The organism is Azomonas macrocytogenes (genome assembly GCF_014191985.1).
In the GTDB taxonomy this organism is placed as follows: Bacteria; Pseudomonadota; Gammaproteobacteria; order Pseudomonadales; family Pseudomonadaceae; genus Azomonas; species Azomonas macrocytogenes.
In genome coordinates this window covers 500,511-527,165 of record NZ_JACHXI010000001.1, presented here as the reverse complement: position 1 = coordinate 527,165, position 26,655 = coordinate 500,511, and the positions used below count along the sequence as shown (strand labels likewise).

General features: G+C 57.8%; 28 protein-coding genes. 7 read left to right on the top strand and 21 right to left on the bottom strand.

Annotation, left to right across the window (positions count from 1 at the left end):
• Positions 1–122: 122 nt before the first annotated feature.
• Entirely contained in the window at positions 123–740 is a 618-nt protein-coding gene (locus tag FHR87_RS02505; RefSeq protein WP_183165096.1) for a LysE family translocator, read from the bottom strand.
• A gap of 140 nt (positions 741–880) precedes the next feature.
• Between FHR87_RS02505 and FHR87_RS02500 the strand changes: the two genes are divergently transcribed.
• Positions 881–1,333, top strand: a complete 453-nt coding sequence (locus FHR87_RS02500) for an Lrp/AsnC family transcriptional regulator (protein ID WP_183165151.1) — start codon at positions 881–883, stop codon at positions 1,331–1,333.
• 348 nt (positions 1,334–1,681) lie between these two features.
• On the opposite strand, the gene ppa is transcribed toward FHR87_RS02500, so the two are convergent.
• From ppa to FHR87_RS02465, 7 genes are all read right to left on the bottom strand, one after another.
• Entirely contained in the window at positions 1,682–2,209 is a 528-nt protein-coding gene (ppa, locus tag FHR87_RS02495) for an inorganic diphosphatase (RefSeq protein WP_183165095.1), read from the bottom strand.
• A 145-nt stretch (positions 2,210–2,354) separates the two neighbouring features.
• Positions 2,355–3,182, bottom strand: coding sequence for a M90 family metallopeptidase (locus tag FHR87_RS02490; protein ID WP_183165094.1), 828 nt, complete (start codon positions 3,180–3,182; stop codon positions 2,355–2,357).
• Positions 3,183–3,193: 11 nt separating this feature from the next.
• Positions 3,194–4,021 (bottom strand): ethanolamine ammonia-lyase subunit EutC, encoded by an 828-nt coding sequence (gene eutC / locus FHR87_RS02485; protein ID WP_420826714.1) that lies wholly within the window; start codon positions 4,019–4,021, stop codon positions 3,194–3,196.
• Positions 4,018–5,412: an ethanolamine ammonia-lyase subunit EutB gene (locus FHR87_RS02480; protein WP_183165092.1), complete on the bottom strand. Its 1,395-nt coding sequence runs from the start codon at positions 5,410–5,412 to the stop codon at positions 4,018–4,020. Before FHR87_RS02480 ends, eutC begins: the two co-directional genes overlap by 4 nt.
• Before the next feature lie 392 nt (positions 5,413–5,804).
• Entirely contained in the window at positions 5,805–8,201 is a 2,397-nt protein-coding gene (locus FHR87_RS02475) for a TonB-dependent siderophore receptor (RefSeq protein WP_183165091.1), read from the bottom strand.
• Between the two features lie 206 nt (positions 8,202–8,407).
• Positions 8,408–9,376 carry a FecR domain-containing protein gene (locus tag FHR87_RS02470; protein WP_183165148.1) on the bottom strand — a complete coding sequence of 323 codons (969 nt, stop codon included), beginning with the start codon at positions 9,374–9,376 and terminating at the stop codon, positions 8,408–8,410.
• Complete coding sequence (locus FHR87_RS02465; protein ID WP_183165089.1) at positions 9,373–9,879, bottom strand: sigma-70 family RNA polymerase sigma factor; 507 nt, start codon at positions 9,877–9,879, stop codon at positions 9,373–9,375. The genes FHR87_RS02470 and FHR87_RS02465 overlap by 4 nt, the downstream gene beginning before the upstream one ends.
• Before the next feature lie 232 nt (positions 9,880–10,111).
• Between FHR87_RS02465 and FHR87_RS02460 the strand changes: the two genes are divergently transcribed.
• Positions 10,112–10,348, top strand: coding sequence for a DUF2789 domain-containing protein (locus FHR87_RS02460; protein WP_183165088.1), 237 nt, complete (start codon positions 10,112–10,114; stop codon positions 10,346–10,348).
• Between the two features lie 130 nt (positions 10,349–10,478).
• Here the strand turns inward: FHR87_RS02460 and FHR87_RS02455 are convergent, their stop codons facing one another.
• The 4 genes from FHR87_RS02455 to exaC all read right to left on the bottom strand — a co-directional run bounded on the left by FHR87_RS02455 (position 10,479) and on the right by exaC (position 14,727).
• The gene (locus FHR87_RS02455) at positions 10,479–10,673 is read right to left on the bottom strand and encodes a hypothetical protein (RefSeq protein ID WP_183165087.1); all 195 of its coding nucleotides are present in this window, start codon (positions 10,671–10,673) and stop codon (positions 10,479–10,481) included.
• Positions 10,674–10,740: 67 nt separating this feature from the next.
• Complete coding sequence (adhP, locus tag FHR87_RS02450; RefSeq protein WP_183165086.1) at positions 10,741–11,769, bottom strand: alcohol dehydrogenase AdhP; 1,029 nt, start codon at positions 11,767–11,769, stop codon at positions 10,741–10,743.
• A 211-nt stretch (positions 11,770–11,980) separates the two neighbouring features.
• Positions 11,981–13,129: an L-threonine dehydrogenase gene (gene yiaY / locus FHR87_RS02445; protein WP_183165085.1), complete on the bottom strand. Its 1,149-nt coding sequence runs from the start codon at positions 13,127–13,129 to the stop codon at positions 11,981–11,983.
• A gap of 77 nt (positions 13,130–13,206) precedes the next feature.
• Positions 13,207–14,727 (bottom strand): acetaldehyde dehydrogenase ExaC, encoded by a 1,521-nt coding sequence (exaC, locus tag FHR87_RS02440; RefSeq protein ID WP_183165084.1) that lies wholly within the window; start codon positions 14,725–14,727, stop codon positions 13,207–13,209.
• A 356-nt stretch (positions 14,728–15,083) separates the two neighbouring features.
• Here exaC and mpl point away from each other — a divergent pair, with 356 nt between their 5' ends.
• Genes mpl through FHR87_RS02425 form a run of 3 tightly spaced genes read left to right on the top strand, consistent with a single transcriptional unit; the run spans position 15,084 to position 17,408 of the window.
• Complete coding sequence (mpl, locus tag FHR87_RS02435; protein WP_183165083.1) at positions 15,084–16,433, top strand: UDP-N-acetylmuramate:L-alanyl-gamma-D-glutamyl-meso-diaminopimelate ligase; 1,350 nt, start codon at positions 15,084–15,086, stop codon at positions 16,431–16,433.
• The gene (gene ubiX, locus FHR87_RS02430; protein WP_183165082.1) at positions 16,430–17,065 is read left to right on the top strand and encodes a flavin prenyltransferase UbiX; all 636 of its coding nucleotides are present in this window, start codon (positions 16,430–16,432) and stop codon (positions 17,063–17,065) included. Before mpl ends, ubiX begins: the two co-directional genes overlap by 4 nt.
• Positions 17,066–17,093: 28 nt before the next feature.
• Positions 17,094–17,408 (top strand): YceK/YidQ family lipoprotein, encoded by a 315-nt coding sequence (locus FHR87_RS02425; protein WP_420826715.1) that lies wholly within the window; start codon positions 17,094–17,096, stop codon positions 17,406–17,408.
• 121 nt (positions 17,409–17,529) lie between these two features.
• On the opposite strand, the gene FHR87_RS02420 is transcribed toward FHR87_RS02425, so the two are convergent.
• From FHR87_RS02420 to FHR87_RS02405, 4 genes are all read right to left on the bottom strand, one after another.
• A complete protein-coding gene (locus tag FHR87_RS02420) occupies positions 17,530–17,883 on the bottom strand; it encodes a 2Fe-2S iron-sulfur cluster-binding protein (RefSeq protein ID WP_183165080.1) in 354 nt (117 codons plus the stop codon).
• A gap of 61 nt (positions 17,884–17,944) precedes the next feature.
• Positions 17,945–18,232: a 2Fe-2S iron-sulfur cluster-binding protein gene (locus FHR87_RS02415; RefSeq protein ID WP_183165079.1), complete on the bottom strand. Its 288-nt coding sequence runs from the start codon at positions 18,230–18,232 to the stop codon at positions 17,945–17,947.
• A 449-nt stretch (positions 18,233–18,681) separates the two neighbouring features.
• Positions 18,682–19,767, bottom strand: a complete 1,086-nt coding sequence (trmA, locus tag FHR87_RS02410) for a tRNA (uridine(54)-C5)-methyltransferase TrmA (protein ID WP_183165078.1) — start codon at positions 19,765–19,767, stop codon at positions 18,682–18,684.
• 217 nt (positions 19,768–19,984) lie between these two features.
• Positions 19,985–20,161, bottom strand: coding sequence for a hypothetical protein (locus FHR87_RS02405; RefSeq protein WP_183165077.1), 177 nt, complete (start codon positions 20,159–20,161; stop codon positions 19,985–19,987).
• Between the two features lie 368 nt (positions 20,162–20,529).
• Here FHR87_RS02405 and FHR87_RS02400 point away from each other — a divergent pair, with 368 nt between their 5' ends.
• A complete protein-coding gene (locus FHR87_RS02400) occupies positions 20,530–21,252 on the top strand; it encodes a penicillin-binding protein activator LpoB (protein ID WP_183165076.1) in 723 nt (240 codons plus the stop codon).
• A gap of 40 nt (positions 21,253–21,292) precedes the next feature.
• Here FHR87_RS02400 and FHR87_RS02395 read toward each other — a convergent pair whose 3' ends face one another.
• The 4 genes from FHR87_RS02395 to FHR87_RS02380 all read right to left on the bottom strand — a co-directional run bounded on the left by FHR87_RS02395 (position 21,293) and on the right by FHR87_RS02380 (position 25,087).
• Complete coding sequence (locus FHR87_RS02395) at positions 21,293–22,543, bottom strand: MFS transporter (RefSeq protein ID WP_183165075.1); 1,251 nt, start codon at positions 22,541–22,543, stop codon at positions 21,293–21,295.
• A 93-nt stretch (positions 22,544–22,636) separates the two neighbouring features.
• Positions 22,637–23,272 carry a class I SAM-dependent methyltransferase gene (locus FHR87_RS02390; protein WP_221189686.1) on the bottom strand — a complete coding sequence of 212 codons (636 nt, stop codon included), beginning with the start codon at positions 23,270–23,272 and terminating at the stop codon, positions 22,637–22,639.
• A 226-nt stretch (positions 23,273–23,498) separates the two neighbouring features.
• Positions 23,499–23,708 (bottom strand): cold-shock protein, encoded by a 210-nt coding sequence (locus FHR87_RS02385; RefSeq protein ID WP_183165073.1) that lies wholly within the window; start codon positions 23,706–23,708, stop codon positions 23,499–23,501.
• A gap of 254 nt (positions 23,709–23,962) precedes the next feature.
• Positions 23,963–25,087: a methyltransferase gene (locus FHR87_RS02380; RefSeq protein WP_183165072.1), complete on the bottom strand. Its 1,125-nt coding sequence runs from the start codon at positions 25,085–25,087 to the stop codon at positions 23,963–23,965.
• Positions 25,088–25,193: 106 nt separating this feature from the next.
• On the opposite strand from FHR87_RS02380, the gene FHR87_RS02375 reads away from it, so the two are divergent.
• On the top strand, positions 25,194–25,970 hold the full coding sequence (locus tag FHR87_RS02375) for a ferredoxin--NADP reductase (RefSeq protein WP_183165071.1): 777 nt from the start codon (positions 25,194–25,196) through the stop codon (positions 25,968–25,970).
• A 90-nt stretch (positions 25,971–26,060) separates the two neighbouring features.
• On the opposite strand, the gene FHR87_RS02370 is transcribed toward FHR87_RS02375, so the two are convergent.
• Positions 26,061–26,585 carry a cytochrome b/b6 domain-containing protein gene (locus FHR87_RS02370; protein WP_183165070.1) on the bottom strand — a complete coding sequence of 175 codons (525 nt, stop codon included), beginning with the start codon at positions 26,583–26,585 and terminating at the stop codon, positions 26,061–26,063.
• Positions 26,586–26,655 lie beyond the last annotated feature (70 nt).

Below are 26,655 nucleotides of genomic sequence, written 5' to 3'. Positions count from 1 at the left end.
GCTTGGCTACCTGTCGCCCAACGACTATGCCAGGAAGATGAAGCAGGCCGCTTGACCCCGTGCTTCTTGGCGTCCGTTCTCAGGGGACAGGTTCAGTTCGCTCATGTTCGCTTCTTTTTTGTTCAACCAAGCGCCTGCTCTGTGAGCAGTAGCAGACCGACCAGGATCATGGCCGCCCCGGAGGAGTTGCTGACCAATAGCGCAGCACGCGGGCGTGCTTTAAGCACGGACTCGGAGCAGAAGCCGATCAAGAGATAGACCACTGCACAGCTCAGGGTATGCACTAATCCCAATGTGACCATTTGAAGAGGAATGGGCCACGCGGAAGCAGGCTCGGTGAACTGGGGAAGTAGCGCCAGGAACAGCAGAAACACCTTGGGATTGAGACCACTGATGCAGGCGCCCTTGATTACCCACTGCTGCCAGGAATCTGCCTCTTCAGTGGTGCCCGCCTTTGGCACTGATGGGTGGCGCAGTAAATTGACGCCAAGCCATACCAGGTAAGCAGCGCCTGCAATGGTCATTCCCATCATGACCGCCGGAGCCCCCGCTACGATTCCGCCAACACCTGCTGTAACGATCAATGTGGCAAGCAGATGCCCGCTCAATAAACCGCCCACGGCTGGCACGACAACGCGACCTCGCAGGCCCGCAGAGATGGCATAGGCCCAATCGGCGCCTGGTGTGATTACAAAGAGGAATGACACCGCCCAGAAGGCAGCAAATGTTTTGAAGCCCATCTCATTTTCCGAATTAGGGATGGCACGAGGGTTTACACCGAGCCATCGGGTTTGATTAGGAAAGGAAGAATATAGATGGCATGCTGGGATATGCTTCCAAAGTAATCTGTTTAAAGAATAAATTGGGGAGAATATTCCGATTGGACAGGATTGATAGAAAGATTCTTGCCGAGCTGCAAAAAAATGGTCGGCTCTCGGTTACTGAACTGGCCGAGCGAGTCGGGCTCAGTCTATCGCCCTGCCATCGTCGAGTTCGTTCCTTGGAGGAGGCAGGAGCCATTCAGGGTTATCGAGCCCAACTTGATCCTGCGACCCTGGGTTTCAATTTCTCGTCAATCGTTTTCGTCACGATGCGCGAGGGGGATCGCAACGCTGTAGCGGCGTTTGAGGCGGCTTTGATTGATATTCCACAGATAGTCGATGCGCAGCGTCTGTTTGGTGAGCCAGACTATTTGCTGCACGTGGTGGCACGTGATCTGCCAGCGTTTCAGAAGCTTTACGACGAGAGCCTTTCAGGGCTACCCAACGTGCAGCGATTGACGTCCACCCTCGTCATGAAACGCGTGATTCAAGATAGGGAATTACCGCTTTAGCCTCCTAGAGGCGACCGAGGAACGTTCCCTTTTGGCCGGTTTCTGCCAGTTCCCACCGGCCGCTTCTGGTCACACTGTGCCGGTCGAGCGGCCTGTGCAGTGATCATCCCTTTTGCAATACGTGTCCAATCGAATGCAAATAGCCGGTCATTTTCAGTTAAGGGAAGTCGATTCCATTACCAGGCATGCCATTGCCTTTTCAGGTAGTGGCATTAATAGCCTTATTTATGCTCAGACTCGCGTCAAAGTATGGGCTGGCCGGCGCGCTTGCGCTGGATGCCGCGTATTACGTGGTCTCTAGAATGAAAAAAGCCGGCTTGTGGCCGGCTTTCACGGGGAGGTTTTGGTTTACTTCTGGTAAGCCGCTACCGCCTTGTTGATTTCGGCTCGGGCAGCCTCGGCATTGCCCCAGCCTTCCACCTTGACCCACTTGCCCTTTTCGAGGTCCTTGTAGTTCTCGAAGAAGTGCTTGATCTGCTCGAGTAGCAGTGCTGGCAAGTCGGTGTATTCCTGCACGTGGTTGTAGAGCTGGGTAAGCTTTTCGTGAGGAACGGCGATCAGTTTGGCGTCGCCGCCGGCTTCGTCGGTCATGTGCAGCACGCCGACCGGACGGGCGCGGATGACGGCGCCAGGGCTGACCGGGTAGGGGGTTACAACCAGGACGTCGAGCGGGTCGCCGTCGTCAGCCAGGGTATTGGGGATGTAGCCGTAGTTGGCCGGGTAGAACATCGGGGTAGCCATGAAACGGTCGACGAACAGGCAATCGCTGTCCTTGTCGATTTCGTACTTGATCGGCGCGTGGTTGGCCGGGATTTCGATGGCGACGTAGATGTCGTTGGGCAGGTCCTTGCCGGCCGGAATCTTGCTGTAGCTCATGAACGATAGCTCCGTGGTCGGCCAGCGCATGGCCGGAGGCTTTTTGCGTGGGGCGAGATTATAGGCGGGTTGTCGCACTTTGGCTAACCGGGGTATTCCGGAGCGGCTGGGCGATTTGTCCGCGCGGCCGATTGACCGTTTTTGTTCAGGCAGGTTCCGTTGGGGAGGTTCCCCTATAGGCCGGATGGCCGGTTTGTAGCTGGCGCAGGCGGGTGAGCGGGTCTTGCCGGTAGAAGGCACAGAGTTGCGTGTAAACGGCGGGAAAGGCGGTTTCCAGAAGGTCCGGGGCGGTGAAGAAGTATTCGCTGGTGACGGCGAAGAACTCGGCCGGGTTTTCCGCGGCGTAGGGATCGATCGGAGTTTGTGCCTCTGGATCGGCATCGAGTTGAGTGTTGAGTGAGTCGAATGCCTGCTGCATGGCTTCAGCCCAGTCGGCGATACCCATATCCTGGTGCAGTGGCGGCAGGCCGTTGGCGTCGCCGTCGAGCATATCCAGCTTGTGCGCCAGTTCGTGGATGACCAGGTTGTAGCCTTCCCAGTCGCCGCTGGCTTCGATGCCCGGCCAGGCAAGGATCACCGGTCCCTGCAACCAGGCTTCGCCGCTGCGTGCGTCATTCCATTCGTGGATCACGCCGGCATTGTCGCGGTGTTTCTGCGGGCTGTAGAAATCGTCGGGGTAGAGCAGCAGTTCGTGGAAGCCCCGGTACCAGTCGAGTTCGGGAAGTTCGAGCAGGGGCAGTTCGGCCTGGGCAGCCAGGCGCAGGCGGGCGGGGATGTCCGGTTCCAGTCCGGCAAGCGGGGTGAGTCGCTTGGCATGCAGGAACAATATGCTGCGCTCGCGTAGGCGATTGGTTTGCGTATCACTCAGGCCGTCGAGGATCGGCAGGCTGTCCAGCACGCTTTGCCAGAGCGCCGGTTCCAGCGGAAAGCGGGAAAGGATGCGGCGGCGGCGCCATTCTCGGAATGACCACATCGAGAACCCTCCTATTCCAGCAGAAAGTTGCGCTGTTGTACCGTGGCCTGGTCGAGTACCGGCATATCGGCTTCATCTTTGAGTTGGATGCCTGAAAGCTTACGACGGCAGGCTTCACGCAACAGATAAAGCAGGCGGTGGGCTGCCAGGGGATAGCCGAGTCCTTCCTGGCGTATGTTGGAAATACAGTTGCGGCTGGCATCGTTGAGGCCGGTTTTCGGTGCGTAGGTGAAATACAGGCCGAGGCTGTCTGGCGAGCTGAGGCCGGGACGTTCGCCAAGCAGGATCACCACCATCCTTGCCTTCAATGTTTCAGCGATTTCGTCGGCGATGGCGACTCGCCCCTGTTCGACCAGCGTGATCGGTGCCAGGGTCCAGTTTTCCCTCTGGATCTGTTCGCGGATGTGCTCCAGCAGGGGCAAGGCGTGGCGTTCGACGGCCAGTGCGGAAAGCCCATCGGCGATCACGATGGCCAGATCGAAGCCGTTCGGATGGTTGGCAGCATAGGCCTGCAGGCGCTCTGCCGATGCTTCGTCCAGGCGGCGACCGAGGTCAGGGCGTTGCAGGTAGCTCTGGCGATCCGCTGCTGCGCTGTGCAGAGACAGGCATTCCAGCCCCAGTGCCTGGATGCGTTTTGCCAGCGGCTCGATTGCCAGTGCCAGGTGCACGGCGTCGCGCGCCTGGGCGTGGGCGAACTGAAAATCCAGTTGCGCACGGGTGGTCAGGCTGCTGCCAGCACGACCCAGGGCAATGCGCGCCGGGGTGAGCTGACGCAAGGTTTGCCAGGGATTGTCAATGGCGGGCTTGTCGGCCATGGCGGCTTCCTCTGGGCTGGTCATGGCAGGCGCTCCAGTACCGGACGAAAGGCGGCGGGTATCTGTCTGCCCAGATGCAGGCGCTGGCCGTCCTGTTTCAGGATATCCATCCTGGCCAACCATTGCTCGAACTCCGGCGCGGACCGCAGGCCCAGCAACTGGCGCAGGTAGAGGGCGTCGTGGAAGGAGGTGGTCTGGTAGTTGAGCATGATGTCATCGGAGCCGGGAATGCCCATGATGAAGTTGACGCCGGCCGCGCCGAGCAGGGTCAGCAGCATGTCCATGTCGTCCTGGTCGGCTTCGGCGTGGTTGGTGTAGCAGATGTCGCAGCCCATGGGCACGCCGAGCAGCTTGGCGCAGAAGTGGTCTTCCAGCCCGGCGCGGATGATCTGCTTGCCGTTGTAGAGGTATTCCGGGCCGATGAAACCGACCACGGTGTTCACCAGCAGCGGCTTGAAGCGGCGTGCCACCGCGTAAGCGCGGGCCTCGCAGGTCTGCTGGTCGACGCCGTGGTGGGCGTTGGCCGAAAGCGCGCTGCCCTGGCCGGTCTCGAAGTACATCAGGTTGTCGCCCAGTTCGCCGCGCTGCTGGCTCAGGCCCGCCTCGTAGCCTTCCTGAAGGAGTTGCAGGTCGATGCCGAAGCTGGCGTTGGCTGCCTGGGTGCCGGCGATGGACTGGAACACCAGGTCCACCGGGGCGCCGCGTTCGATGGCGGCGATGCTGGTGGTGACGTGGGTGAGCACGCAGGCCTGGGTGGGGATTTGGTAACGCTGGATGATGGCGTCGAGCATTTTCAGCAGTTCGCAGATGCCGCTGGTGCTGTCGGTGGCCGGGTTGACGCCGATTACCGCGTCGCCGTTGCCGTAGAGCAGGCCGTCAAGGATGCTGGCGGCGATTCCGGCCGGGTCGTCGGTGGGGTGGTTTGGTTGCAGCCGCGTGGCCATGCGTTCGCGCAGGCCGAGCGTGTTGCGAAAGCGAGTGACGACGCGCACTTTTTGCGCCACCAGTACCAGGTCCTGCACGCGCATGAGTTTGGAGACGGCGGCGACCATTTCCGGCGTGAGCCCGGGGGCGAGGGCGGTCAAGGCCGCTTCATCGGCCTGCTCGCCAAGCAGCCAGTCGCGGAAGTCGCCAACGTTGAGATGGCTGACCGGAGCGAAGGCGGCAGCGTCATGGCTGTCCACGATCAGTCGAGTGACCTCGTCGCTTTCGTAGGGGATGATCGCCTCGACAAGAAACTGCTTGAGCGGGATCTCCGCCAGGGTCATCTGCGCGGCGACCCGCTCGACGTCGCTGGCTGCGGCGATACCGGCCAGGCCGTCGCCGGAGCGCGCGGGGCTGGCCTTGGCCAGTACCTCCTTGAGGTTGTCGAAGCGCCAGGTCTGGCCGCCAATGGAGTGGGAATAGTGGGTCATGGCCGCTCCTTCAAAGGGTTGGCAAGGGCGAGAGTGCGCCCGACCTCTCGACCAGCAGATTGGCGTAAAAACAGCTTGATTGCGAGCCTGGCCTATCAGGAGGCCATGAATAGCTCCCTAGTCTTGATCAGTCGATACCAGGCTTCAAGACCCGTGGCGGCATGAGGCCATTTCGCCTGCGCTTCCCAGAGGCGCTTCTGGGTGATGATGTATATGCTCAACCTGTATCGCGCTTTGCGATTGGACGCAACGTAGCGCATGCTTAAACAATCGCAAGATGCGCTAAGTGGCACACGGGATGATAGGGGCTGTTGGATAGTGGTTGATGCGGAGCGCGTTGCAAGCCACGTTCCCACGCAAGGGTGTGGGGAACGATCAAAATCAGCGTTTTCTTAAAAATCCCAACGGGTTGTCAACATCATATTACGAGGTTCTCCATACATATAACTATTATCCGACCCATAATTAGTATAGTAATATTTATCAAGCAAGTTATTTATATTGAGAGTAGCGGAAATATTTTTAGTAACTTGGTACTTACTCATGAGATTGAGCAGCCAGAAAGCTTCCTGCCTATATTGGTGAGCATTGCCGAGATAATCACTAACATTTCTCCACGTAGTACCCTGATAACTGGCACCACCGCCAATAGTGAATTTACTCAAGATTCCGGGAAGTCGATAATTTGTGTAGATTTTGAATTGGTTTTCCGGTGTCTGCGTCGATATTTTCCTATTGGTTCTATCCTCTCGAGCTACTTGATGAGTAAAACCTGCCTGAATATTCCATCTTGGCATCAGTTCACCTGTCACTTCCAGTTCGACACCTTTAGTTTTGGCTTTTACTCTTTTATATACATCATAGTCTTGCTCGTAATTATACTGCACATACTCGGCGCGATTATCCTGGCGTATTTCAAAGTAGGCCAGACTGGCATTCAACCGTCCATTAAACCACTCTCCCTTGAAACCACCTTCATAGCTATCTCCCTCATCCGGTTGGAGCACGGCATAATTTTCGTCTCGGGAACTTTGTGGCATGAATATCTTCGTATAGCTGGCATAAATGGAAAGATTATCATTCAGATCATAAGTAATACCCGCAAAAGGAATCACTTCTCCCGTTTCGCGCATATTGCTATCACCACCTCTCTTATAATTAGTCACTCGGCCACCTAGAATTACGGCAAGATCATCAGTCAGACTAAAACGGCCGCTAGCATAATAAGCACGCTGGTTGATTCGATCTTCTCGCCTACGCCGAATTCCTCCCCAATCCGGCCTTTCTATATCGCCGCTCCACTCCCAAAAGTTATCAACAGATTGGTTTCTGCTGTAATGCACCGAGCTTTTACGGTGGCCATAATAGCCGCTGGCACCTATTGCCAACTCATGTGTGCGGCCAAAAAGTTCAAAAGGACCTCGGGCGTAGCCTTCCAGAGCGTAATTTCTTATTTTGTAGCTAGATTCAAGACTGAAAAGGGAAGCACTATCATCGTCAGCGCTCGGAGCATCTAAAATACTTCCAAGCTTTGCATTATATGCATTTCTCTGAAATGTATAATAAAGTCGGCTACTCCATCCATTATCGAATTCATGGTCTAACTGAGCAAATAAAGCGTGACTGAATTGCTCGGAATGACTCCAACTTGCTGCTGGGTTGAAAGAGCGAGAGACATGAATTTCATTATTATTGGTATTCCAAAATGGAATGCCTCCATACATAGTGCCGTCTGGAATTTTTTTGTCGTAGTTACCACCAAAGGTCAGCATTGTTTGTGGAGACAGATCCACTTCTAGTATTCCGTAAAGTGCTCTGGTTTGTTCTTTAACGTCATCTTGAAAGGATTGTTTATCTTGGAAGGAAGCGGCGACACGACCACGGATATTACCACTTTCATTTAACGGTCCACCGATATCCCACTCGGTACGGTAATTATCCCAGCGGCCTGCTTCCGCAGTAATATGCCCGGACAGTTCATTAGTAGGTTTCTTGCGCACTAGATTGAGTGTTGCGCCAGGGGTTCCTGCCCCCGTTGTTAAACCGCTGGCACCCTTGATGAGCTCTAAGCGATCATACTGAATCATATCGCTTGTGGTCTGCCCCATATAATTGACCCCATCAGCTATAATTGGAATACCATCGTACTGAAAGTTATTGATTTGATAGCCACGTGCATAATATTCAGATCTTAAATTATCCAGCTTTACTACGGTGATACCAGGCGTATGTTCCAAAACTTCATCGACATTGGTGAGATTGAAGTCATCCATATGTTGACGTGTCACCACAGTGACTGTTTGTGGAGTTTCACGTGGCGTCAATACCAACCGGGTGGCGGAAGCAATAGTGCCTAGGGTATAGGACTTGGTGTTCTCAGTAATGGTACCAAGGGCATTATCCACCACAGTCATGACGTCCAGACCCATGGGTCCGCTATCGGGCATTGCCTGTAGTACATAGTTGCCGTTGCCTTGGTCGATCGCCTCCAGGCCACTGCCGGAGAGCAGTAGGTTCAGGGCCATCTCGATGCTGTAGTCGCCCTTCAGGCCCGGGGAGCGTTGGCCGGTCAAGTGCTGTGGAGTGCCGGCAAGAGTGATACCGGCGGCGCGAGCGAAGCGGTTGAGGGTGTCGTCCAGGGCACCGGCGGGGATGTCGTAGTGCTGCGTACTCTGTTGCGCCCAACCACCGGTCGGCAGTGTGGAAAGGCCGATCAGGCCACAGAACAGCGCGCCGCGCACGGCGCGGGCAAGGGGAGCGAGAGGGGGGCTGGTGGGTTTGCTGTACATGTCGGGTCCGTTCCGATTGGCAGAAAGGGTGTTGCTCCTTTCCAGATCGAACGAAAACTCAAATACCGCCAAAAAATATTCGTATTTGTGAATTATTCTTAACTTGTCCAGCCAGGGGTAGTGGTGTCTGCGTTGGTGGCAAACCTTTCAATGGGGCCAATCGTGGTGCCTTCCTTCGGCAGCCAACGCTCAAGCAAGAATAAGCCTTATCCTCTGGGCTCGACCCGAACCCACCAGCGGGTACGGTAGTGAATGTCCACGGGCAGGGTCCGGGCCAGTAAGGTCAGGAGCTGATCGGTGTCTTCCAGGCGGTAGACGCCGGAGAGGCGCAGGTCGGCGACCGAATCGGCGCAGCCCAGGTAGCCGGTACGGTAGCGGGAGATTTCGGCGATGAAGTCGGCCAGGCGCATGTCGCGGGTGACGATCAGGCCCTGGCTCCAGGCGCTGGGGTCCATGGCCGGCGGCGCCAGGAGCGTGGCTTCGTCCTGGGTGACACGGTAGCGCTGGCCGGTCTCGACGCGCTGTGGCGGGATGGCGTCGATGGCGACGGCGCCCTGTTCCACGCTGAGCAGGGTGGCGTCCTCGTTCAAGCGCACGATGAAGCGGGTGCCGATGGCCTGGAAGCGGCGGTGGCGGGTGCGTACCCGCAGCGGCCGCCGGCTGGGTGCGCCCGGGTCGGCACCACTGACGACGAGGATTTCCCCGTGATAGAGGTGGATCAGCCGTTGCTCGGCATCGAAGTGCAGGTCCAGGGCGGTGTCGGTGTTCAGGTGCAGCTCGGTGCCATCTTCCAATCGCAGGCGGCGGCGTTCGCCGGTGCCGGTGCGGTGCCGGGCGAGCAGGGGTTGCCAGAGCGACTCGCGGGTGGTCCAGGTGGCACCGGTGCCGAGCAGTCCCAGACACAACAGCTTGAGCGTGCGCCGCCGCTGCAGGCGCCGGGCGGAAGTTTCCAGGGCGTCGGCGGCACCTTTGGGCAGGGCGTCGAATTCGCTGCCCAGTTCCCGCTGCATGTCGCAGACTCGCTGCCAGGCGCGCTCGTGGCTGGCGTGCCGGCCGCGCCAGTGCTCGCATTGGCGCTGCAACTCGGAGTCGTCCCCGGCCTGTAGGCGTAGATGCCAGGCGATGGCCTGCTTGACGATGCGGGGATCGAGTTTTTCGGAAGGAGGCGTGGTCATCCGTCCAGGTCGTCGGCATAGCGCAACTGGTAGCAGTGGAACAGCGCCTCGCCCACGTAGCGCTCCACCGAGCGCAGGGAAATACCCATTCGCTCGGCGATCTGCGGGTGAGTCAGCCCTTCGCATTGGGCGAGCAGGAACGCCTGGCGCACCCTGGGGCGCAGGCCGTCGAGCAGGCTGGCGATGCGTTCGAGCAGTTGCAGTGCCATTTCCCGGGTTTCCGGCGAGGGCGTTTCATGCGGAGCCAGGTGCAGGAGGCTTTCCTGCCAGGCACGCTCCAGCTCGGCGCGGCGCCAGCGATCGACCATCAAGCCGCTGGCGATGCTGCGCAGCAAGGCGCGCGGCGCTTGTATTTCATAGCGGTTGCGGTGCAGCAGGATGCGGATGAAGGTGTCTTGGGCCAGGTCGGCGGCATCGGCGGAGTTGTCCAGCCTGCTGCGCAGCCAGCGCTGGAGCCAGGTGTGGTGTTCGCGGTAGAGAGCGTCCGGGTCCAGAGGCGGCATAGGCGTTCCAGCGCTGGGTGATTGCTATTGAGAATGATTGGCATGATGAAAGACTTGTGGGTGGCCTGGCAAGCACGCGCTAACGGAGCCGCATGGGCTTCTTTCGATTCGAGGTGACCGACCGGACTATCCGCTGGCGATTTCTGTACTACACTCAAGCTAGAAAGCATGTTTTGGCTTCCCTAAAGAGCTTGACTTCCCAGATCCAACGACAAGAGAGGAGGAAAACAAGATGGAATTGCCCATCCATAACCTGTCTATGCTGTTCGATCAACTGGGCTTGAAGTCCGACCCTGAGAGCATCGAGGAGTTTATTGCCACCCATGCCTTGCCCGAGGATGTCAAGGTGTCCGAAGCGCCCTTCTGGACGCCTGCCCAGGCCGCATTGCTGAAGGAGGAAATACTGGAAGATGCCGACTGGGCAATCCTGGTCGACGAACTCAACGAAAGCCTGCATTCCAGGCATTGAGCGCCGCTCTATTAAGTAAGGCAGTTACCGGCGTGATCCGGTGGCTGCCTGGGGCTGAGGGCAAACTGTAATTCTTTTAGCTTCGGATCGATCGCCGGGATTTTTGGTAAACAAAGCTGCCCGCGCTCACTCAGGGCGTGGGCAGAGCGGGCATCAGAGGCATGCCTTTCAACGTCTCAACATCTTTCATCGGCCCGTAGAGTGGAAAACTCGCGTAGCGATTTTCCACCAGGGATGGCCGGGCGACTTTTCTGCTTCCCCGTGCCTCGTACCGGCCATGAGCCGAATCGGTGGACAAGGCTACGCCGTTGTCCACCCTACCCATGGAAAACTCGCGCCGCGGTTTTCCATGGGTAGCGGGTGCTTTTCGAAGACGTTGAAAGGCATGGGCATCAGGCGGCGAGATCGAGCACGATGCGGCCTTCGATCTGGCCTTTGTGCATGCGGGTGAAGATGTCGTTGATGTTTTCCAGAGGTTCGCTGTGGACCGTCGCCTTGACCTTGCCTTCGGCGGCGAAATTCAGCGCTTCCTGCAGGTCCAGCCGGGTACCGACGATGGAGCCGCGCACGGTGGTGCCGTTGAGTACCATGTCGAAGATCGACAGGGAGAACTCGCCCGGCGGCAGGCCATTGAGGGCGATGGTTCCGCCGCGGCGGGTCATGCCCAGGGCTTGGGCAAAGGCTTTCGGCGAGACGGCGGTGACTAGTGCGCCATGGGTGCCGCCGATTTCCTTCTTCAGGTAGGCAGCCGGGTCCTGCTCGAGGGCGTTGACGGTGAGTGCGGCACCGAGGTGTCGGGCGAGTTCCAGTTTCTGGTCGTCCACGTCCACGGCGGCAACATTCAGGCCCATGGCCTTGGCGTACTGCACCGCCATGTGGCCAAGACCGCCAATGCCGGAGATCGCCACCCACTGTCCGGGGCGGGTATCGGTCATCTTCAGGCCTTTGTAAACGGTCACGCCGGCGCACAAGATGGGGGCGATCTCGATGAAGTCGATATTGTCCGGCAAATGGCCGACGAAATTGGCGTCCGCCAGGGCATATTCGGCAAAGCCGCCGTTCACTGAGTAGCCGGTGTTCTGCTGGGATTCGCAGAGGGTTTCCCAGCCGCCCAGACAGTGCTCGCAATGGCCGCAAGCGGAATACAGCCAGGGGATGCCCACCCGATCGCCTTCCTTGACATGCTTGACGCCAGCACCCACGCCGACCACGTGTCCTACGCCCTCGTGGCCGGGAATGAAAGGCGGACTGGGTTTGACCGGCCAGTCACCTTCGGCAGCGTGCAGGTCGGTGTGGCAGACGCCGGAGGCGGCGATCTTGACCAAAATCTGACCCGGTCCGGGGCTGGGCACTTCCACTTCCTGGATTTGCAGCGGTTTGCCGAATTCACGAACGACAGCGGCTTTCATTGTTTTAGGCATGGTGCGTCCCTCATTGATAGGTGGCGTGTTTGATCAGTGAAGGCAATTTTTTGCCAATTCGCCACAGGACATGGGATGCCACGGTATTTTTATGGTTGCAAAAGGTGTGGTCGGGCGGGAGGCGGAGAGCAGGAGAGCAGGTGCCATGACCGGTCGTGGCATCTGCTCCGAGAGTTTGGCAGCCCGGCCTGGGTCGGCCGGGCCGGTTTTCTTAGAACGCGTTACGGAAGATTTCTTCGATGTCGTGCTGTTCGGCCTGGCGCGGGTTAGTGAGGCCGCAGGCATCCTTCATGGCGTTGGCCGCCAGGATCGGGATGTCATCCAGCTTGGCGCCCAGTTCCTTCAGGCCGGCCGGGATGCCGATATCCTTGGACAGCTTGCGAATGGCGTCGAGGGCTGCCTGGGCACCCTGTTCGGCGTTCAGGTTCTTGATGTCCACCCCCATGGCTTGGGCGACGTCGCGCAGACGAGCCGGACAGACGCTGGCGTTGAAGCTTTCCACATGTGGCAACAGGACAGCGTTACAGACCCCATGCGGCAGGTCGTAGAAACCACCCAATTGATGCGCCATGGCATGCACATAACCCAGCGAGGCGTTATTGAAGGCCATGCCCGCGAGAAATTGGGCGTAGGCCATGTTCTCGCGGGCGCTCATGTCGCTGCCGGTTTCCACTGCCTGGCGCAGGTTCTCGGCGATCAGCGTGACGGCCTTCAGCGCGCAGGCGTCAGTGATCGGTGTGGCGGCGGTGGAAACATAGGCTTCGACCGCGTGGGTCAGGGCGTCCATGCCGGTGGCGGCAGTCAGGCCCTTGGGCATGGCGACCATCAGCGAGGGATCGTTAACCGACATCAGCGGGGTGACGTTGCGGTCGACGATGGCCATTTTCACGTGGCGTACCTCATCGGTAATGATGCAGAAGCGGGTCATCTCGCTGGCCGTGCCGGCGGTGGTGTTGATGGAGACCAGCGGCAGCTGTGGCTTGGCTGAACGATCGACCCCTTCGTAATCGCTGATGTGGCCACCGTTGGTGGCACACAGGGCGATACCCTTGGCGCAGTCGTGCGGCGATCCGCCACCCAGGGAGATTACGAAGTCGCACTGACTGCTACGCAGCAGATCCAGGCCTTTTTCCACGTTGCCGACGGTGGGGTTGGGTTTGGCGCCGTCGTACAGAACGGAATCGATATCCTGCTGATTCAGCAGTTGGGCGACCTTGGTCGCCACTCCGGCTTTCGCCAGGCCGGCGTCGGTCACGATCAATGCCCTGCGAAAGCCCTGGTTGCGAATGGCGGTCATCGCTTCGTCCAGGCTGCCGACGCCCATCATGTTTACTGCCGGAATGAAGAAAGTGCTGCTCATGCTTGGTCCCTCTATTGTTGTTGGCTGTTTTCGGCTGTGGTGGCGTATGTTGCCGGGCGGTTTTCAGGTGATGCCGCTCAGAAGAAGCCCAGTGGGTTGATGTCATAGCTGACCAGCAGATTTTTGGTTTGCTGGTAGTGGTCAAGCATCATCTTGTGGGTTTCGCGACCCACACCGGACTTCTTGTAGCCGCCGAAAGCCGCGTGGGCAGGGTACAGGTGATAGCAGTTGGTCCAGACGCGACCGGCCTTGATACCACGCCCCATGCGGTAGGCGCGATTCATGTCGCGCGTCCAGACACCGGCTCCCAGGCCGAATTCAGTGTCGTTGGCGATGGCCAAGGCTTCGGCTTCGTCCTTGAAGGTGGTTACGCCCACCACCGGGCCGAAGATTTCCTCTTGGAAGATGCGCATCTTGTTGTGGCCCTTGATCAGGGTCGGCTGGATGTAATAGCCATTGGCCAGGCCGCCTTGCAGTTGCTCCGCCGCGCCGCCGGTGAGGATTTCCGCACCTTCCTGACGGGCGATGTCCATGTAGGAGAGAATCTTGTCGAACTGCTGCTGGGAAGCCTGGGCACCGACCATGGTGTCAGTGTCCAGCGGATCGCCACGCTTGATGGCCTTGATCTTTTTCATCACCTCGACCATGAAGGGTTGATAGATGGATTCCTGGATCAGTGCGCGTGACGGGCAGGTACAGACTTCACCCTGGTTGAAGAAGGCCAGGACCAAGCCTTCGGCCGCTTTTTCGATGAAAGCCGGTTCGGCCTGCATGATGTCTTCAAAATAAATATTGGGTGACTTGCCGCCCAGCTCCACAGTACTGGGAATGATGTTTTCCGCAGCGCATTTGAGAATGTGTGCGCCCACCGGAGTGGAGCCGGTGAAGGCGATCTTGGCGATACGCTTGCTGGTAGCCAGGGCTTCACCGGCTTCGCGGCCAAAACCGTGTACCACGTTCAGTACGCCTGATGGCAGCAGGTCGCCGATCACTTCCAGCAGTACGGTGATGGACAGCGGAGTTTGTTCGGCTGGCTTGAGGACGATGCAGTTACCTGCAGCCAGTGCCGGAGCCAGTTTCCAGGCGGCCATCAGCAGAGGGAAGTTCCACGGGATGATCTGACCGACCACGCCCAGCGGTTCGTGGAAGTGATAGGCCACGGTGTTTTCGTTGATTTCACCAACGCTGCCTTCCTGAGCGCGGATGCAGCCGGCGTAGTAGCGGAAGTGGTCGGCAGAGAGCGGTACGTCGGCGTTCAGGGTTTCGCGGACGGCTTTACCGTTGTCCCAGGTTTCGGCTACCGCCAGTTTTTCCAGGTTCTGTTCGATGCGGTCGGCAATCTTCAGCAGGACCAGGGCACGCTCCTGTACGGATGTGCGACCCCAGGCATCGGCAGCGGCATGGGCGGCGTCCAGGGCTTTCTCGATATCCTCGGTGCCGGAGCGGGGGAATTCACCGATGGGTTGGCCGTTTACCGGAGACGTGTTGACGAAGTACTGGCCCTTGAGCGGTGCGACGAACTCGCCGCCGATGTAGTTGCCATAACGGCTGCTGAGGGAGATGACTGAGCCTGTTGTACCGGGTTGTGCGTAGATCATGACAGTGTCCTTTTGTTCTCTCGGCACCTGATTGGCGGGGCCGATCATGGGGATGGGCGATAAGACTGATCTTTGCAGGGGAGGCAGATGGCAGGTATGCCTCCATGGCATAGGAAATATGGTGCTTTGGTAGTAATTTTGCGCCGCGTCCGATGAATGGGCTGCAGTAGGCGGATAAGTCGCACGACTGCGAGCCTTGTTTGATTTTCAGTGGTGAGGATGGAAAGCGGCCTGCGTTGAGGAAAATGCGCGCTTTGCAAGGTCTGTAAACCGGGCGCGCCATAATCCGGCAGTGGCGCTGTGCTAACCTGCAGCCCGAATTCCAGCGGGTTTTCCAGTGTTTTCGAGGTTATTCAATGCATATCCATATTCTCGGCATCTGCGGCACCTTCATGGGCTCGCTGGCGGTGCTGGCCAAGGAGCTGGGCCATCGCGTCACCGGCTCGGACGCCAATGTCTATCCCCCCATGAGTACCCAGCTCGAAGCCCAGGGCATCGAGCTGCTGCAGGGCTATCTGCCCGAGCATCTGGAGCCGGCGCCCGATCTGGTGGTGATCGGCAATGCCCTGTCGCGTGGCAACCCGGCGGTGGAGCATGTGCTGAACCAGGGCCTGCCGTATGTATCCGGTCCGCAGTGGCTGGCTGATCACGTGTTGCAGGACCGCTGGGTACTGGGTGTGGCCGGTACCCATGGCAAGACCACGACCACCAGCATGCTGGCCTGGGTGTTGGAGCATGCGGGCATGAGCCCAGGCTTTCTGATTGGTGGCGTGCCGCAGAACTTCGGTATTTCGGCGCGCCTGGGGGGAACGCCGTTTTTCGTGGTCGAGGCGGACGAGTACGACAGCGCCTTCTTCGACAAGCGTTCGAAGTTCGTTCACTACCGCCCGCGCACGGCGATCCTCAATAACCTGGAATTCGATCATGCGGACATCTTCCCGGATCTGCCGGCCATCGAGCGGCAGTTCCATCATCTGGTGCGTACCGTTCCCGGTGACGGATTGATCATCCATCCGACCACTGAGCCGGCGCTGGTGCGGGTATTGAGCATGGGTTGCTGGACGCCGGTGCAGACGACCGGTGACGGTGGCGAATGGCAAGCCAGGTTGCTGAGTGAAGACGGTTCATGTTTCGAGGTCATTCTGGCTGGCGAGATACAGGGTACGGTGACCTGGGCACTGACCGGCCGGCATAACGTGGCCAATGCTCTGGCGACTCTGGCAGCTGCACGGCATGTCGGGGTAACGCCGGCCCAGGGCATCGCTGCGCTGGCCGGGTTCAAGAGTGTCAAGCGGCGGATGGAAAAAGTCGCCCAGGTAAATGGTGTGACGATCTACGACGATTTCGCCCACCACCCGACCGCCATCGCCACGACGCTGGATGGCTTGCGCAAACACAGTGGCGATGCGCCGATCATCGCGGTGATCGAGCCGCGTTCCAATTCCATGAAGCTTGGCGCGCATCGCGATGGTCTGCCTGAGTCTGTCGCACAGGCTGATCGAGTGTTCTGGTACGCACCGCCGAATCTAGGCTGGGATCTGGCCGGCACCGTCGTTGGTTCGATCATCCCTACCGAAGTCTGCGCTTCGCTGGAGGCGATCATCGCTGGAGTCAAGACGCATGCCGTGCCGGGGACTCAGGTGGTGATCATGAGCAACGGTGGTTTCGGCGGGTTGCACGGTAAGTTGGCCGGAGCGCTGAAATGAGTGGGCCGGGACGCGTTACGCTGGCCATGACGGGGGCCTCCGGTGTTCAGTACGGGCTGCGCCTGCTCGATTGCCTGGTGCAGGAAGAGCGCGAGGTGCATTTTCTGATTTCCAAGGCTGCCCAACTGGTGGTGGCGACCGAGACGGATGTCAGCCTGCCGGCCAAACCACAGGCCATGCAGGCCTTTCTCACGGAGTATACAGGTGCCACGCCGGGGCAGATCCGCGTCTTCGGCAAGGAGGACTGGCTGGCGCCGCCGGCTTCCGGCTCCGGGGCACCGAGCGCCATGGTGGTGGTGCCTTGTTCCACCGGCACACTGTCGGCAATCGCCACCGGTGCCTGTAACAATCTGATCGAGCGGGCCGCCGATGTCGCGCTGAAGGAGCGCCGCCAACTGATTTTGGTACCACGCGAGGCACCGTTTTCCAGTATTCATCTGGAAAACATGCTCAAGCTGTCCAATCTGGGGGCGGTGATTCTACCGGCGTCGCCGGGTTTCTATCAGCAGCCGCAGAGTATTGACGATCTGGTGGATTTCGTCGTGGCGCGCATCCTCAACCAGCTCGGTATCCCGCAGGATATGCTGCCGCGTTGGGGTGAACATCATTTGGTCAGCAATGAGGATGAGTAACGCAACCGGGAGCACAGCAATAAAACCGATCGTCGGCCGTGCACAGCATGGCCGGTGGCCGTTGCCGCTGGTAGCGTTGCTTGCACTGGTTCTGCTGCCAGGCTGTGCCAGTTTTCGCACGCTCAATAGCAAGCAGCCGAACGTGCCGCTTATCTATTCCGGTACACGCCTGAACTGGTATGCACTCCACGATGGCTGCTGCGCCAAGGAACGTTTCGGCGCGCAAGCGCCAAAACATGCCGCCATCGATCTTCCGGCCAGTGTATTGCTGGATACTCTGGTGCTGCCTTTTACCGTGGCGGCCGAACTGGGAGTCAATCTGGGAATAAGGGGCGGAATGTAATCGAGTTTGTTGTTGGCGATGTCATCCGGTCATCCATTCGGAACAAGAGCCGAATATAAAGCCAGCGGTCAGATTTATGGCCGAATTGGGCACCCGCTTCAAGCGGGCGCCCGATAGAGGGTCACTCGTATTCTACGACGATATCTTCATCGCGAACGATCATCTGGCAGGCCAGGCGCCATGTCGGTGGCATGTCACCAATTTCAGAATTATCCAGTTCTTCCTCGTTGTTGAGTTTGCCATGCTCTTTCAGCACAACTTTCTCTTTCTCGGTAAGGAATCCACCCATGCGCGGTTTATGACTCAGGCTTTTGACCTTGACTAGACAAGTACCGCATTCACCATTTTCACAACTGAAGTTGATCGGGATTTTATTGGCGCGGGCAATGGATAGAATTGTTTCCGTATGACTACCAGCAACGGCATAGACAGTCTTGTCACGGTATTTAGGGTTGCTGAAGGTAATGTTCGCCATCTTATCAAATCCTTTCTTCTATACTTTGTTACTTATTGCTTGTTTGTCGCGAATATCGGCTTCAAGCAGGTTTTACCACAACTCTTCCACCCAGTATCTGGGCCTGGCAAGCCAGTCGTTGATGACGTCCTGCTGCGTTCTCGCGCAGGATACGGTCTTCGACGACCGATGGCTGGCTGAGGTTTTCCCAGCCATCCAAGACATCCATGATGCAGGTGGCACAGTCACCTTCTCGGCAACCGTAGACGATTCCAGAATTTTCTTTTTCGGAAACTTCGATGACACGTGTTCCAGTCGTGACGGACACGGTTTTATTGATGTCTTTGAATGTCAATTCTGCCTTGGCCATAACGGTTCCTTCTTTCTTTTATCTTTATGTGCAACTTCTACTCGTCGACAGATATACAGGTTATTCGTTCCGCTTGAAATATTGCCTGTTAGAAGTTCTCCCTAGCTTCGAATCTGTCTAGCGTTTTCATAACAACACTATTATTCGTGTCTGACAAGTCACTCTTCGAATATCGAATAAAAATAATTGATAGCATTGCAAACTAATGATTTTGGTCATTAATTAATGAATTTTAATTACAGAATCAAGAAGTAATTGAGAAGTTTTTCAATTGTTGGTTTGAGGGTTTTATATTTAATAATGTTTATTTTGTGTTTTTGATATTTATTTGCATATGGGTTTTTATATTGTTTGTGACGATGCAAACAGGATTGATCTGGCTGGCGCGTTGATTCATTCCGCTTCCAGCCGCGTCATTGGGGGGAACGTGCGCTTCTGGCGTAGATGAATCAACGCCTCACCAGCAGTACTCCGCTTTCCATATGCTGGGTATACGGAAATTGATCGAACAGGGCGCATCGTTCGATCCGGTGCGTGTCCTGCAATTGCGCGATGTTCTGTACCAGGGTTTGTGGGTTGCAGGATATGTAGAGGATGCGCTCGAAGCGCCGAGTCAGTTCGCAGGTATCCGGGTCCATGCCGGCGCGGGGCGGATCGACGAAGACCGTGCCGAATTCATAGCTTTTCAGATCGATCCCGGCCAGGCGACGAAAAGGGCGGACTTCGTTGAGCGCCTGGGTCAATTCTTCTGCGCAGAGACGCACTAACGTCACATTATCCACGCCATTGCCAGCGAGGTTGGCCTGGGCTGCGTTGACCGAAGTCTTGCTGATTTCGGTGGCCAACACCTTGCGTACACGGGTAGCCAGCGGCAGGGTAAAGTTACCGTTGCCGCAATAGAGTTCCAGTAGATCGTCGCTGCGCTGACCCAGAGCATCGCAGGCCCAGGTGAGCATTTTCCGGCAGACTTCGCCATTGGGTTGGGTGAAGGCTCCTTCTGGCTGGCGATAACGGTAAGTGCGGCCGGCGACCTGGAACTCTTCTTCCACATAATCACGACCGATGACTGAGCGCTTGCCTTTCGAGCGACCAACGATGCTTGCACCCAGTTCGCTGGCGAGGCGTTCGGCGGCGGCTTGCCAGGCGTCGTCCAGCGGGCGGTGGTAGCAGAGGGTGATCAGTGCATCATCGGCAAGGGTGGTAAGAAATTCCACTTGAAATAACTTGAAGCCCAGCGCCGGGTCGGCCCAGGCAGCTTGTAGGCGCGGCATCAATTCGTTGATACGGCGACTGGCGATGGGGAAATCCTGCAGCAGAATCGCTTTGCGCTTGTCGCCTGGCTCGAACATGGCGTAATGGCGTGCCTCGCCTTCGCGCCAGAGGCGGAATTCGGCACGCAGGCGATAGTGCTCGCGAGGGGATTCGAAAACTTCCGGTTCAGGCGCAGAGAAGGGTGCCAGCAATTCGCTCAGGCGAACCTTCTTCTCGGCGAGTTGGGCAGTGTAGTGGTGCGGGGCGAAAGTCGCTTGGGTCATGGGGATTCTTTGTCGGGGCGAAAGGAGTTTCTGGTGGAAAGCGCTGTGCGGTTTCCCATGTAACCGATGGAAAGGTGCGGGTGGATCATCAGGCATACCCGCCCAGTTTGACGATGAACAGCCGTGCGAGAATGATCATCACCAGATTCAGCCGGCGCTAGGGGGCTCAGATTGTGGATAGGCGTGTCGTCCAATAACGGCGGCCATTTTAGCCTGTTCAGGCAGTGACGGAACCGGGTCGCGTCGCACCCTTGCAGTTTTGCTGCACCCTTATATCGGCAGCGGACGCAGAGCTCGGTATGCCGCAATACACCTGTTCGGTGTCTGGAGCAGTGAAGTAATGATCGGGTAGGTTGTAGCCAGGATCGATGCCCAAGTCGGGAAGATCACTCATGAGGCGACCCGGCGTTTCATCGCCAGCCAGTTGGAGGCGCTGTCTACCCGTGGGCGCCAGTCACGACAAATGACTGGAGGCCGGCTGCATTGGGCGGGGAAGCTCTGGCAGGAAAATTCATGTCTCAAATGATAAGTATACGCATTATCTGGTGTGGCGGTATGATTCCGCCCCGGTGTGCGGTTTTGGTGGATAAGCCCGTGCGCCTGTTGCGTCCGCTAGTGCCACGGGTATTTATACTCCCCATCTTTACTATGGAACAGCGGCATGGACTGGCTCGAACAACTTCGTTCGGTACGGACTTGTTTCGCCGACCTGTGCAGCGCGTCACTGGTCTTGCCGGTACCTGCCATCCAGGAGATCCTTTAGTGAGCAAACCTCTCTTCCTTGCCTGTACCTGTATTTCGGCCATTCTGCTGTCGGCTTGTTCGTCAGATGGCGGCGGCTCGGCAAAAGACCGTCAAAGCGAACTCGATGCGGCCATTACAGCCGCTTCAGCCGGCTCTGGCTCGGCTGCCACCTCCTCCAGTAGTGGTGCCGCCGAGCCATCGCCCGAGCAGCAGAGCTTTCTGGAAAATGGTTTTCTCGACCAGGATGTCGCGTCCATGGCCTCACGCATGGGAGGCGATATTCCCAATTCGCCGCGTCTGGTTCGGCAGGGGAGCGAACGCAGCAGCATTCTGGTTGACCAGCAATATATTGATGTGCAGGGTGAAGCCTCGCTCAATAAAAACGTTTTCGCCCAGCGCCTGTTGAGAGAGTTGCAGCAGCTCAATACCTCCAACATAACCTATGTTGACCGGCGCGCGGCCAGTAGCTCGAATAACCTGGGCAATTCGAGCAGTAAAAGTGGCAAAAGCGGTGGCGGGAGCAGCAGCACTCATAGCAGTCGTCCCAGTGCTGGCCAGGGCGGTGCGGCCAATTATCGGTTGGAATGTACGGTGACTGCGATGCCGGCGACTGCGGAACATGCCCGGATTCAGCGCTACGCTTTTCAGGTAGTCGACAACCGTACCCATGCACCGATCTGGATGGGCGATTTCGATATCGACGCCCCGTTGAAGCCGAGCGAGACTCCCCAGGCCAAGTAATACACGCCTGGGTGCTTACAAAGCTGTAGCCGGTCCTGGCCTAAGCTGTTTCGCCCTGCCCGAAATGTTGTTTCGACTCCACCATCCGGTCGCGCCCGGCCAGGGTCGGGAACAGTTTGATCCAGAGCCCGGTGACGACCAGCGTACCGACACCGCCGATCAGCACGGCCGGGACAGTACCGAACCAGTGTGCAGTAATGCCGGATTCAAATTCGCCGAGTTGGTTCGAGGCGCCGATGAACAGGCCGTTCACTGCGCTGACCCGGCCGCGCATCTCATCCGGGGTTTCCAGTTGCACGAAGGCACCACGGATGACCATGCTGATCATGTCCGCTGCGCCGAGCACGGCCAGCGACATCAGGGAAAACCAGAACGACGTGGAGATGCCGAAGGCGATGGTCGCCAGGCCAAACACCCCCACGGAGATGAACATCGTGCGTCCGACCTGGCGCTGGATGGGGACATAAGCCAGCCAGAACGACATCAGCAGCGCTCCTGCGGCTGGCGCCGAGCGTAGCAGGCCCAACCCCCAGGGACCGGTATGCAGGATATCGCTGGCATACACCGGCAGCAGCGCACCGGCACCACCGAGCAACACGGCGAACAGATCCAGCGAGATGGCACCGAATACATCCGGCCGGCTGCGGATGAAATGGATGCCGGCAAGCATCGACTGCAGCGAGGCTTTTTCCTGTTTCAACGGCTGCTGGCGGGCCGGCAGGCCGAGCATCAGCGCGACGGCGAGAAAATACAGCACAAGGGTCGGCCCGTAAGCCCAGCCCGGCCCAAAGGCATAGAGTAGGCCACCGAGCGCAGGCGAAACGATGGTCGCCGACTGGATCGCCGAGGCTGAAGCGGCCACTGCAGCAGGAAACAGCTCGGCCGGCACGATGTTCGGTAACAGCGCCTGAGTCGTTGGCATTTCGAAGGCGCGAGCCGTGCCGAACACAAAGGCGATGACGAAGATCATCTCCCGCGTTACCGAATCGGTGGCGCTACCGATGATCAGGGCCAGTGCGGTCAGGCCCTGAGCGAACTGGCACAGCGCGGATACCTTGCGCCGGTCGTAGCGGTCGGCAACGTGCCCGGTATGCAGCATGAACAGTACGCGCGGCAGGAATTCCACCAGCCCGACCAGACCCAGGTCGAGTACGTTACCGGTCAGCTGGTACATGTGCCAGCCGATGGCCACAGTAACGATCTGGAAGCCGCTGGCGGTGCAGACGCGAGCCAGCCAGTAGGCGACGAATGGGCGGTGGTGACGCAACTGGAGCTTGCCGTGGACTGACATGAGAGAGCGCCGGGAAGGAGATGGCTGGTCAGGATAGCATGCAGGTAACCGGATGTTTCGGAGTCGGGCTGGCTAACCGACCCCGAAAGATTTTCAAGCGATAACGCAGGGAAGCATGGCATCGTCACGCGTAAAATGTAGCAGCGATCCCTTGAAAGCCTCGCCATTGTCCAGCGTGCAATTGGCACAGCTTATCTGCGCGCTATATTCCAGTTCCTCCATTTCCTGGCAAAACTTCGCTTTGTGACGTCGATTCGGATCGATGATAAGCACCTCGACGCATTCAGCCGAGTGCAAGTCGATGAAATTGGCCAGGAGCGCCGGATGGCCATGATCGTAGATGATGTCGCTGCCGATGATCAGATCGAACTGACCCAGCTCTGTATTGGATTTCGACCAGTCGGCAGCTTGATACTTGATCGGCCCAAGATCATTCAGCCGCAGATTCTCTTCAAGAAAAACCGGGATCAGCGGATGGAAGTCGCTCACGGTCATATTACCGCCGCGCCGGTGCACAACCAAGCTGGCCAACGCCAGGCCGGCACCGAGTTCGAGAATACGTTTGCCGTGCAGATCCATCGTCTGCATGGTTTTGGCCAGCACGAAGCTCGACGGCCATAGCTGTCCGAATAGAGGCCAGCTTTCCGGGGAAATACCCAGGCGCTCTGCCGCGCCGTCGGGGTCATGGTATTGCTCGTGATCGAGAAGCGAGCAGATATTGAACTGCATAGTTCCGATCGTAATATCCTGGTGCCTGATCTTGTAGCCCGACATGGGGACGTTTTTCCATAGTGGATATTTCTTTGACGACAGAAATTGAATGAATGATTTTCAAACAGGAGTTGCTCGAAAGAGCACGAAGAAATATCCGGGCACGTCCGCTGGAAAACAGCTTTGGCTTGAATTGCAGGCAATAAAAAAGCCCCGTTGAACGGGGCTTTTCTTAGCAAAGCGATCAGGCGATCTGTACTTGATCTGCCTGCAGGCCTTTTTGGCCCTTCACTACGAGGAAGGTGACCGCTTGGCCTTCTTTCAGGCTTTTGAAGCCTGCGCTCTCGATCGAGCGGTAATGGACGAAAAGATCCGGGCCTTCTTGGGGAGTGATGAAGCCGAAACCTTTTTCATCGTTGAACCATTTGACTGTGCCACTTTTGCGTTCGGACATGATGCTTCTCCAGGTTGGAAAAAATTACGGCGCTGATTCAGTCAGGCCGAAACTGTAATGCAGAAGTAAAACGAAACGAGGAGATGAAGAACATCAAGTCAGTATCGAAATGACAATTGCAATCAGCGAAAACACTCTACTCTATTTATGAGTTACGTAAACCTTTATTTTCGATTTAGCTGAATCGAAGAATTCAAATGGATAAAATTGAACTTTTCAACGGGTTGGCGTCAAGGAGCCTTTTTGACGCATGGCTACTTCAAGGCCCGCAGAATTACGAACTTGGGCGTGGCAGCCATTTGCTCAACCTGGCGAAACAGCCGCTTGAGCTTGGCATGGTAACCCAGGTGACGATTGCCGACGATCCATAACGCGCCACCCGGAACCAGCGCGGTGCGGGCCTGCTGGAACATGCGCCAGGCGAGAAAGTCGCCGATCACCTGTTGCTGATGGAACGGTGGGTTGCACAGCACCAGATCCAGCGAGCCCGTCGGCTGTTCGGCAAGGCCATCGCCGGCGCGGATATCCACCGAGCGCTCACCCAGCAGCGCCTGCCAGTTTTCCTGCGCTGACTGCACGGCCATGTAGCTTTCGTCTACCAGCGTCAGTTCGGCGTCGGGATTGTGCAGAGCATGGGCTATACCCAGCACGCCGTTGCCGCAGCCAAGATCGGCCACGCGTTGTTTACACGTATCACGCGGCAGATGCGCAAGAAACACACGAGTACCGATATCCAAACCTTCGCGGCAGAACAGGTTGGCATGGTTGACTAGCTCGATGGCCGGTACATCCAGTCGATAGCGGGTCGGGTAGGGTGAGGCGGGAACAGGTTTCGGTTCGGGCGTGACGAACAGCAGCCTGGCTTTCTTCATCGCCAGCGAGGCCCGAACCGGGCCGATATAGCGTTCCAGCAGATCTCCCGCCGCGCGTGGCAGGTGCTTGACCATCGCCGCTGCGATCACCCGCGCACCGGGTGCGAGTCGGCCATGCAGGCGGATCAGTTGTTCCTCCAGTAACGCCAGCGTCTTGGGTATACGGATCAGCACCAAATCGAAGGGACCCTGCGCGATTGCATTGGCTGGTACGAAGTCGACGTTCGCTACTGCCAGGCGGTTGCGCGCGAGATTTTTCTGCAGAGCCAGATAGCCGAGGTGCGAGTCGCCGCTGCCGGTCACCTGTGCATGGCTGGCCAATGAGCAGGCAAGAGTGCCGAAGCTATCGTTGAGCAGCAGTATCCGTGTATCCGGCGCGATACCTTGCTCGTATACCTGCCCAAGCAGGTATTCGTCGGCGGCATCGAAGGCCTGCAACGGCTCGTTGGGTTGCTCGGGCTGGCGCAGCAGATCGAGGTGGGCAAAAGGCGTATCGAGAGTCGGCATGGAAACTGGCAGTGTTCGTTGGCGTCGGAAAGGAGTATCAATGGGCCGATAGCGTGCCGGATGGCGCGACGACCCGGAAGCATTCTGCGCAAGGAGCCAAGCAAGTATGACTGCCAGCGAAGAGAAGTTCACCCGTCAACGCCTGCTCGAAGTCGAGACACTGACGCCCAACCTGTTCACGCTGCGTACCACGCGTGATCCGGGGTTTCGTTTTCGCGCCGGACAATTCGCCCGCCTGGGCGTGCGCAAGGCCAGCGGCAGTATCGTCTGGCGCGCCTATTCGATGGTTTCGGCACCGCACGATGAATTCCTCGATTTCTTTTCCATCGTGGTGCCGGGCGGCGAGTTCACTAGCGAACTGAGTCGGCTCCAACCTGGCGCTGAGTTGTTGGTGGACAAGCAGGCGTTCGGTTTTCTCACCCTTGACCGTTTTCCCGATGGTCGCGACCTCTGGCTGCTGGCTACCGGCACTGGCGTCGCACCTTTTCTCTCCATCCTGCAGGATTTCGAGGCGTGGGAGCGGTTCGAACGCATCCTGCTGGTCTATAGCGTGCGCGAATCCCGTGAATTGGCCTACCGGAAACTGATCGATGAGCTACCCCAGCGGGAGTATCTGGAAGGGTTGGGCGACAGGCTGACCTTTATCCCGGTGGTTACCCGCGAGAAAGTACCCGGCACGCTGTATGGGCGCATCACCACCCTGATCGAGAATGGCGAACTGGAACATGCCGCCGGATTGACGCTGGAGCCCGAGCATTCACGCATCATGCTTTGCGGTAATCCACAGATGATCGAGGACACCAGGGCATTGCTGAAAGCTCGCGACCTCAACCTCAGCCTGGTACGGCGACCGGGGCAGGTGGCGGTGGAGAACTACTGGTAGTATCGACAGTTCTTGGCAAGCGGCTCCACGCTTCGGAAGCGACCTGCCGGGGAGCCGTGGTGAACAGGGTTTCTCGAATACCCGGGAAAATCAGGCCATGCGCTTGAGTGTGCCATCCTTCATGATGAACTGGTGATAAAGCGCCAGCAGTACATGCCCGGTCACCAGCCCCAGAAAACACCAGGCTATCGGCGTGTGCAGGTTACCGATCCCGCTCAGTGCCGACACGCCTTGTTTGCTTTTGGCAATCAGCTCTACATCGAAAAAATACAATCCATGCCCTTTGCTCAGCATGTACATGATTCCGGTGAAAGGCATCAGCAACATGCACAGGTACAGCAATCCATGACCGATCCTCACGGCCGTCTGGGTGGTGCGCGGATAGCGCGGACGGTATTCGAACTGATTCAGGGCCCATAGCAGGCGCAATATGGCCAGCACCAGAATCAGCAACCCCAGCGAAACGTGCCAGGTGCCGGAAAGCCTTGCCAGCCAGTGCTCGCCATTGCCGATCCGTTCGGTGAATCTGAAGAACTGATGCAGGATCAGTAGCGCCATCGTCCAGTGAAAGAAGCGGCTCAGGGCGCCATAGCGCTGGTATGAATCGGTGATCACCGAAAATCTCCTTATTTTACGGATATGAAGCGTACGGGCTTGGATGGCCGGTTGATTAAGTCAAGTTCGG